Below are 8,298 nucleotides of genomic sequence, written 5' to 3' on the forward strand. Positions count from 1 at the left end.
CGCGCAGCCTAAGACGTATTCTTGCCCAGTCTCGCAGCGACGTCCGGGATGGGCCGGCGCCGCAGAATCCCGGGTCTCGTTTCACTCGACCCGGGCTACGGGCTGCGGTCTGTCGCGTCACTCCGATCCGTTTCAGAAGCACAGGACCTTTTCGGCCTCCTCGGTCCACGCGGCGAGTTGGTCGAGGGTGCCGGGCTGGACGGCGGCGATCAGCGAGGTTTCGGTCAGGCCGCGCGCCTCCATGCAGGTCCGGCAGGCCCGCACGGGGCTGGCCCCCACCGGGCTGGTCTCGTCGGCGATCGCCCGCAACATCTCCTGCGGCGAATATTCGGGATTGGCCGGCGCCGGGCCAGCGAGGGCCGCGGTGACGCCGTCACCCAGCAGAAACACGCGGATCGGCGTCTTGCGGGCCAGCGCCAGCGCGAGCCGCAGCCCGTTGTAGGTGCGCTGGCTGCCGTAAGGGGAATCGTTGAAAATGAACAGATACCCGGTCTGTGTCGCCATCGTCGGTCGTCCCTGTCGATCGCGCTCCGCCGGCGCGGAGCCGCCGTGCCGGCCGGTGTCCGGCAAGCGTAGCGCCGATGGAGCGACGCGACATCCGGGGGGCCGGCAAGAATCCCGGGTTTCGTTGCACTCGACCCGGGCTACGGTCTCACGACTTTACGACCCCCGCCGCCGAAACATCCGCCAAAAGATCGGCACCACAATCGTCAGGGCGACGACCGTGACGATGGTCTGGGCCGTCGACACCTCGCCGGTGCGCGCCGCCTGGACGACCAGCACGACCAGCCCGGCCCACAGCAAAGCGAGGACGACGAGGGCGTTTCGCATTCGCATCCGCATGGGATGTCCGTGGGGTGAAGGCGGGCCGTGGTTCACTCCGCCGCGGTGGCGAGCGGCAGCGCGATCGTCTCGACCTTGGTGAGATCGAGCTTTTGCGAGGCGTGGTCGATGTCGAAGCCGACGACCTCACCGTTCGCATCGAGGTCGACGACCAGCTCGGCGACGATCTCGCGCGCCTCGGCCCCCGGTGTCTCCTTCAGCTCGATGTAGAGGCTGTCGGTTTCCGGATAATAGTGCAGCTTCATCGAGCCTCCTCGCGGCATCCGGACATCAGCGTAGCCCGGATCGGGAGGGAGCGAAATCGGGCCGCCCGGATCTCGACCGATGACCGCCGGTCGTTCGAAGCCCGTCATGGCCGGGCTTGTCCCGCCCATCCACGATTCCGGTCGAGGCTACACCGGGAAGGCGTGGATGGCCGGGTCTCGGCCTGCGGCCGGCCCGGCCATGAGGGGGCTGCGGCTCCGGCCCGGCGCCGCTCAATACCCCACGGTGAACCGCCTCCGCGAATGCGCCGGGCGCTCCAGTTCGTCGATCAGGGCGACGGCAAAGTCCTCGGTGGAGATGTGGCTCTTGCCGGCGGCGTCGATCAGAAGCTGGTCGCCGCCGAGCCGGAATTTTCCCGTCCGCGCGCCGGGGGCGATCTCGGCCGAGGGGGAGAGGAAGGTCCAGTCCAAGGTGTCGGCGCCGTGTGATCCCGCCTTCAGCACATCGAGAAAATCGCAGCCGGCCTGGGCCTCGGCCTTGTAGATCGCCGGGAAGTCGGGGGCCTCGATCAGCGTCTTGCCGGGCGCGACCAAAAGGCTGCCGGCGCCGCCGACCACCAGCAGGCGCTTCACCCCGGACGCCGTGACGGCGGCCAGCAGCGTTTCGGCATCGAGCGCGAGGAAATGCACGGCGCGGATCACGGCGTCGTGGCCTACGAGGATTTTTGACAGCGCCGCCGGGTTCTTGGCGTCGGAGGCGACCGCCGTGACGCCGGGGGCAGGGGCGATCTTGTCGGGATTGCGGGCGATCGCCGTCACGGCATGGCCGCGGCGGGCGAGCTCTTTCAGCAGGCGGCTGCCGACATGGCCGCTGGCACCGATCAGGGCGATCTTCATGGCTGGTCTCCATCCGGTATCTAGTTTCCGATAGAAACCAGCTACCGGATATGCTACCTGCTGTGAAGAAGGCACCTTGGAGTGTCCTGGTCACCCCGGCGAAACCGGTCCAGAGCCGAAACCGAGATTTTCCATGCGCACCGACACGTCCGTCACCCGCCGTCCGCCCGAGCCCAAGATCGCCCGCACCGGGCCGGCCCGCAACGGGCTGGCCGCCGAGGCCCGCCGGCACGGAAAGCTCGGCAAGTCGGCAAAAGTCGGCAACACCTATGTCCAGGCCTGTCCGACCCGGCTGGTGCTCGACCGCATCGCCGACAAATGGACCGTGCTGATCCTCGGCCTGCTCGGCGAGGGGCCGGTGCGCTTCAACCAGCTTCGCCGCGAGATCGAGGGGCTGTCCCAAAAAGTCCTGGCGCAAACGCTGCGAAAGCTCGAGCGCGACGGGCTGGTGCGGCGCACCGCCTTTCCGACCGTGCCCGTGACGGTGGAGTATGCGCTGACCCCGCTCGGCGGCACGCTCGCCGACACGGTCGATGCGCTGCGGGTGTGGGCAGAAACCCATATCGGCCAGATCGAGGCGGCGCAGCGCGCCTACGACGCCCGCACGGCCGGGACGTCGACGCAAAAGCCCGCGGCGGCATCAGTGCGGACACTGCCGCGCACCGCTCACCCGGCCTGATCGGCGGCGGCCGATAGTCCCGCACCCGGCGCCCGCTCGCCGCCCGTGTCGGCCCAGGTCTCGATCAGCAGGTCGCGAAACCGCTGCGCGGCGGGCGACAGCGGCCGGCCGCGGCGGCCGACCAGGCCGATGGTGCGGGTGATGTGCGGCGTCACCGGCCGGGTCACGATGATCGGGTGATCGCCCTGCGGGGTGGCGAGGCGCGGCAGCACCGAGATGCCGAGCCCGGCCTCGACCAGGCCGAGCGACGTCGACAGGTGCGTCACCTCGTAGAACCAGCGCATCCGCACCTTGGCTCGCGCCAGCGCGTTCTCCAGCAAGATTCGGTTGCCGCTCTCGCGGCCGACCGTCACCAGGCGATAGGGGGCGAGATCGGCCCAGTCCACCTTTTCGCGCGACGCCAGAGGATGGTCGCGCCGGCAGGCCAGGACGAAGGGATCCTCCAGCAGCGGATCGAACGACAGCGTCGGGTCGGAGGCGCCGATGAAGTTGATGCCGAAATCGGCCTCGCCGCGCGACACCGCCTCCAGCCCGGCATTGGCCGAGAGATCCAGGATGCGGAAGCGCACCTCGGGGAACTGCTCGTTGAAGCGGGCGATCACGGCGGGCAGGAAGTAGAAGGCGGCGGTCGGCACGCAGGCGAGCGTCACCTGGGCATCCTGGCGGCCGGCGCTGCGCAGGCCGAACAGCGAGGAGTCGACCTCGTCGAGCAGGCGGCGCACCAGCGGCAAGAGCTCGCGGCCCAGCACCGTGACGGCGACCCGGCGGGTGGTGCGCTCCAGGAGCGGCGCCCCGACCATGCCCTCCAGCCGCTGGATGCGCCGGCTGAGTGCAGGCTGCGACAGATGAAGGGTTTCGGCGGCGGCGTGGAAGCTGCCGCAGTCGGCGACCGCCAGAAAGGCCCGCAGGTCGAGCGCCTCGAAATTGATGCTCATGACGCATCAATAGCGACGATCTTTGCAATTTACAATTTTTGGGCGGCTTGGCATGGAGAGGGTTGCATTCTCGTCGCGCACTCCCGCCAGCACTGCCGAGCACCATGACCGCACCCACCCGTGGCTTCGTGAAGATTCCCTGTGTCCTGATGCGCGGCGGCACGTCGCGCGGACCGTATTTCCTCGAGTCCGACCTGCCGGTGGACGCGGCGGCGCGCGACCGCGTGCTGATCGCCGCCATGGGCTCGCCGCACAGCTTGCAGGTCGACGGCATCGGCGGCGGCCACGCGCTCACCAGCAAGGTGGCGATCGTGTCGCGCTCGGAGCGGCCGGGCGTCGATGTCGAGTATCTGTTCGCCCAGGTGTCGGTCGACCGCGCCTTCGTCGACACCAGCCCGAACTGCGGCAACATGCTCTCCGGCGTCGGCCCGTTCGCGATCGAGAGCGGGCTGGTTCCGGCGGCATCGGCTGAGACCACGGTGCGCATCTTCAACCGCAACACCAGCGGCCTGATCGAGGCGATCGTGCAGACGCCGGGCGGCGCCGTCGTCTATGACGGCACGACCGCGATCGACGGCGTGTCCGGCACGGCGGCGCCGATCAAGCTGGCGTTTCTCGATGCGGTCGGCTCGAAGACCCGCGGCCTGTTCCCGAGCGGCGAGACCTCGGAGATCATCGACGGCGTGCGGGTGACGCTCGCCGACTATGCGATGCCGATGATGCTGGTCGCCGCCGCCGATCTCGGCATCGCCGGCGACGAGACCCCCGACGTGCTGGACGCGAATGCGGCGCTGCTCGCCCGCATCCAGGCGCTGCGGCTGGAAGCGGGGCGCCGCATGGGGCTCGGCGACACCTCCAAGCTGGTGATCCCCAAGGTGGGGCTCCTGTCGGCGCCGCGCCGCGGCGGCACCATCACGTCGCGCTATTTCGTGCCGGACCGCTGCCACAAGAGCCACGCCGTCACCGGCGGCCTGTGCGTCGCGGTGGCGGCGCGCACGCCCGGCACGGTGGCGTATGATCTCGCCTCCCGCGACGGCTCCAGGAACGCCGTCGCGATCGAGCATCCGTCAGGCCGCATCGACATCGACCTCACCTTCGGGCCGGACGGCACGGTGACGCGGGCCGGCGTCATCCGCACGGCGCGCCGCATCTTCGAGGGCAATCTGCTGGTGCCGGCGAGCGCGCTCGCCGCCTGACGTCAGAAGTCCGACCAAATCAATCATTCGAACGACAGATCCGGGAGAGACGCCATGATGGACCGCCGCCAGCTCTGTGCCGGCCTGCTCGCCGCCCCCTTCGTCGCCGCGCCTTCGGTGGTGCGCGCGCAAAGCTTTCCGTCCCGCCCGATCCGCCTGGTCGTGCCCTATGCGGCCGGCGGCGGCACCGATGCGCTCGCCCGCGTGGTGGCGCAGGCGATGAGCGAGCGCTCGGGCTGGTCCATCGTGGTCGAGAACATCACGGGCGCCGGCGGCAACCTCGCCACCCAGAACGTCGCGTCGCAGCCGGCCGACGGCTACACCATGCTGCAGGCCAACCAGGGACCGATGGCCGTCAACCCGCACATCTTCAAGACCATGAAGGTGAACCCGCTGACCGCCTTCGATCCGGTGACGCTGATCGCGGCGGCACCGCTGCTGGTCGTCGTGCCGGCCAAGTCCGAGTTCAACGACATCAAGCAGCTCATGGCCTTCGCCAAGGCCAATCCGGGCAAGCTCACCTACGGCTCCGCCGGCAACGGCTCGGCCAGTCATCTCGCCGCCGTGCTGCTCAATGTGGTCGCCAAGATCGACACCGTGCATGTGCCCTACAAGGGCGCCGGCCCGGCCCTCAACGATCTGCTCGGCGCCCAGACCCAGTTCATGGTCACCACCATCCCGTCGGTGCTCGGCATGGTCGAAGGCAAGCTCTTGAAGCCGCTCGCCGTCACCAGCAAGGAGCGCATCGCGGTGCTGCCCGAGGTGCCGAGCATCGCCGAGAGCGGCTGGCCCGACTACGAGTCGACGGCCTGGTACGGTTTTGTCGTGCCGGCCGGCACGCCGAAGGACGTGACCGAGGCGCTGCGCAAGGCGACCGTCGACGCCATCAACACGCCGCTGGTCAAGCAGCGCCTGGAAAGCGAAGGCGCCCGCCCGATCGGCAACACCCCGGCCGAGTTCGCCGAGTTCATGAAAAAGGACTCGGCCCGCTGGGCCGAGATCGCCAAGACCGGCGTGATCTCGCTGAACTGAGCGCGGCCGCCGGGCCTGCGCGCGCCGCCCCTTCGGTTCGCCATACGAAAGCCGCGACCGGGCCGCAAAGGGTCCGGTTCGGGGGGGGGGGTGGCCATGATCCGCGTCACGGTGGTCCGCGCGCTCGTGCTGACGGTGGCCTTGGCCGCCGTGGCGCTCGCCACCGTGGCCGTGCCGGTCCGGTGCCTCGCCCAGGACGGCCAGACCCAAGGCAAGCGACCGGAGAGCGAAAAGCCGCTGCCGGCCAAGGCCACCAAGGAGCTGCCGCCGGCCCTGCTGGCGCTGCTCCAGGAGAAGCGGATGCCGAAGCATTCGCCGATCCTCCTGCGCGTCTTCAAGGAGGAGGCGGAGCTCGAGGTCTGGAAGCAGGACGCCGGCGGGCGCTTCCAGCTCCTGAAGACCTTTCCGATCTGCCGGTGGTCTGGCGATCTCGGGCCGAAATTTCACGAGGGCGATCGTCAGGCTCCCGAGGGGTTCTACACGGTGACGCCCGCGCTGATGAACCCGCATTCCAATTATCATCTCGCCATCAACACCGGCTTTCCCAACAGCTTCGACAAGGCGAACGGCCGCGCCGGCAGCCTGCTGATGATCCACGGCGACTGCGCGTCGGCCGGCTGCTTCGCCATGACCGACGAGCAGATCGGCGAGATCTATGCGCTGGCGCGCGACGCGCTCGTCGGCCGGCCGTGGTTCCAGGTCCAGGCCTATCCGTTCCGCCTGACACCGGCGAACCTGGCGCGCCATCGCAACAGTCCGAACCTGCCGTTCTGGACGATGCTGAAGATCGGCAACGATCACTTCGAGACGACGCAGCGCGAGCCCCGGGTCGACGTGTGCGACCGCCGTTATGTGTTCGATGCGAAGCCGCTCCCGAATGCGTCGAGCCCTCCGGTGTTCGACCCGGTCGGCAAATGTCCGCCCTTCGCCGTCGACCCGACGGTCGCCCGGGCGGCGCTGGAGAAGCAGCGCGCCGACGCGGCCGAGGTCGCGCGACTGGTCGGGCGGCTGGCTGCCGACGGCGTGCCGGCCGCGCCGATCTACACCGGCCTCGACGGCGGCATGAACGAGAGGTTCCGGGCCCGCTATTTCGGCTGGGTCATCCCCCTGTCGAAGGTGATGCCCTACGCCTCGCACCTGCCGAAGCTGCCGCCGATCCCCTGGGTCGACAACGACGGCTCGCTGGCGAGCAAATGGTTCGGGACCGCGTTCTGATCGGCAAGCATAGCCCGGCTCGTTCGTAGCCTGGACGGAGCGCAGCGACGTCGGGGACGGACCTCGCCAAGGATCCCGGGTTTCGCAAGCTCGACCCGGGCTACTGTTGCTGTTCAGGCGTCCGGACGGGACGTGGGGATTCGAAGAACTCCGACGGGACGTCGAGGATGCTGGCGCCTGGATGCCGGTCGCTTATTGTTCGGCCGCGACCTACGCCTCGCGGGAGGCCGTCTGGAAGGACACCATCGAGGCCGTGCCTGGTCGGCGACGGATCGACAGGCCCGGCCCTGGATCGCGACGAGGCAGGGCGGGAGGTGGCCGGCGCCGACTATATCGGCCCGAGCCGGCCGAGATGCGTGTCGGCGAAAGCGGTGCGGTATTTGAGGCCATAGCCGAGCGCCCGGTCGAGCCCGATATGGGCGGCCCAGATGGCGGCGACCTGCAAGGCCGTGGTGCTGCCGAGCAAAAGGCCCGCGAGCGCCAGCAGCGCCGGGCCGAGATAGGTGTGCACGACATTGTAGGCGATCGCGCCCGGGCGAGGTCCGGCCAGGTAGCCGAGCATCGACAGGTCGGGCACCAGAAACAGCCCGGCGAACCACAGCCACGAGCCGCCGAGCCACTGATAGGCGACCAGTGCGCCCGCGAAGGCCGCGGCGCCCTCGAGCCGCAACAGGAGCCTCGGCACACCCGCGGGAGCGGCCGGCGGCGGCGCCGCGGGCTCGGTGAAACGCGTCGGGCCGGATTCGGACGCGGGCGGGGCCATGATCGTCATGCAAAGATCCTTCGTCGTGGTCGGGGCCGCACGGCGGACGACGTGACTATGGGATGGCGGGGCTGCGGCCGCAAAAAGTAATCCCCGGTCTCCGGGGCGGCCGTAAAATCCGTCCGTCTCGCTCGTCGAGGGACGTCGACCGGTGACGTCGGGCGGCGGAGCGTGCCGGTCTTTTCGCACGACGGTGTCGCGCGGAGAAAACCGGCCGCCGGAACTCCCGGGAAATCCGGCCGGCGGATGCGGCGCCTGCGGGTCCGGCCTCGTCAGTCGGGCTCCCGGGGGTTTTTGGGGCTCCGCCCTCCGGGCACGACGACCCGGGCGCGAGGAGCATCGCTGGAGAGGGTTTGCGGCTCGGTCGGCCCAAGCCTGCAAGCGCGGCCCGAAAGCCCAAAATCGCCGCGGCGGAGCGCCGGGAGGCGGGCGTGCGACGCTTTTCGCACGCGCTGCGCTTCTCACGAGCGCAGAGTTTCAGGTGTGGCGCCTGCCGGCGCTCCGCCTCCCTCGATCTTTCCTCGGAAAGGCGAGG

Annotated in this window: 10 protein-coding genes; 4 read left to right on the plus strand and 6 right to left on the minus strand. The window is 69.5% G+C overall.

What is annotated here, in order from left to right; all coding sequences use genetic code 11:
• Positions 1-132: 132 nt before the first annotated feature.
• From HXX10_RS28730 to HXX10_RS28745, 4 genes are all read right to left on the minus strand, one after another.
• Positions 133-504 carry a DsrE/DsrF/TusD sulfur relay family protein gene (locus HXX10_RS28730; RefSeq protein ID WP_296526910.1) on the minus strand — a complete coding sequence of 124 codons (372 nt, stop codon included), beginning with the start codon at positions 502-504 and terminating at the stop codon, positions 133-135.
• A 156-nt stretch (positions 505-660) separates the two neighbouring features.
• Positions 661-831, minus strand: a complete 171-nt coding sequence (locus tag HXX10_RS28735; RefSeq protein ID WP_296526911.1) for a hypothetical protein — start codon at positions 829-831, stop codon at positions 661-663.
• A 44-nt stretch (positions 832-875) separates the two neighbouring features.
• Positions 876-1,088, minus strand: a complete 213-nt coding sequence (locus HXX10_RS28740; protein WP_296526913.1) for a DUF2283 domain-containing protein — start codon at positions 1,086-1,088, stop codon at positions 876-878.
• Between the two features lie 231 nt (positions 1,089-1,319).
• Positions 1,320-1,943 (minus strand): NAD(P)-dependent oxidoreductase, encoded by a 624-nt coding sequence (locus HXX10_RS28745; RefSeq protein WP_296526914.1) that lies wholly within the window; start codon positions 1,941-1,943, stop codon positions 1,320-1,322.
• A 292-nt stretch (positions 1,944-2,235) separates the two neighbouring features.
• On the opposite strand from HXX10_RS28745, the gene HXX10_RS28750 reads away from it, so the two are divergent.
• Entirely contained in the window at positions 2,236-2,622 is a 387-nt protein-coding gene (locus HXX10_RS28750) for a helix-turn-helix domain-containing protein (protein WP_296526924.1), read from the plus strand.
• Here HXX10_RS28750 and HXX10_RS28755 read toward each other — a convergent pair.
• On the minus strand, positions 2,610-3,557 hold the full coding sequence (locus HXX10_RS28755; RefSeq protein ID WP_296526916.1) for a LysR family transcriptional regulator: 948 nt from the start codon (positions 3,555-3,557) through the stop codon (positions 2,610-2,612). The genes HXX10_RS28750 and HXX10_RS28755 overlap by 13 nt on opposite strands.
• Before the next feature lie 104 nt (positions 3,558-3,661).
• On the opposite strand from HXX10_RS28755, the gene HXX10_RS28760 reads away from it, so the two are divergent.
• The 3 genes from HXX10_RS28760 to HXX10_RS28770 all read left to right on the plus strand — a co-directional run bounded on the left by HXX10_RS28760 (position 3,662) and on the right by HXX10_RS28770 (position 7,000).
• Positions 3,662-4,753: a 4-oxalomesaconate tautomerase gene (locus HXX10_RS28760; RefSeq protein WP_296526917.1), complete on the plus strand. Its 1,092-nt coding sequence runs from the start codon at positions 3,662-3,664 to the stop codon at positions 4,751-4,753.
• Positions 4,754-4,807: 54 nt separating this feature from the next.
• Positions 4,808-5,785, plus strand: a complete 978-nt coding sequence (locus HXX10_RS28765; RefSeq protein ID WP_296526918.1) for a tripartite tricarboxylate transporter substrate binding protein — start codon at positions 4,808-4,810, stop codon at positions 5,783-5,785.
• Between the two features lie 96 nt (positions 5,786-5,881).
• On the plus strand, positions 5,882-7,000 hold the full coding sequence (locus tag HXX10_RS28770) for a L,D-transpeptidase family protein (protein WP_367142048.1): 1,119 nt from the start codon (positions 5,882-5,884) through the stop codon (positions 6,998-7,000).
• A gap of 328 nt (positions 7,001-7,328) precedes the next feature.
• On the opposite strand, the gene HXX10_RS28775 is transcribed toward HXX10_RS28770, so the two are convergent.
• Positions 7,329-7,772 carry a DUF4260 domain-containing protein gene (locus HXX10_RS28775; RefSeq protein ID WP_296526919.1) on the minus strand — a complete coding sequence of 148 codons (444 nt, stop codon included), beginning with the start codon at positions 7,770-7,772 and terminating at the stop codon, positions 7,329-7,331.
• Positions 7,773-8,298 lie beyond the last annotated feature (526 nt).

Origin of the sequence: Rhodoplanes sp. (assembly GCF_013377085.1) — a bacterium.
Taxonomy (GTDB): Bacteria; Pseudomonadota; Alphaproteobacteria; order Rhizobiales; family Xanthobacteraceae; genus Rhodoplanes.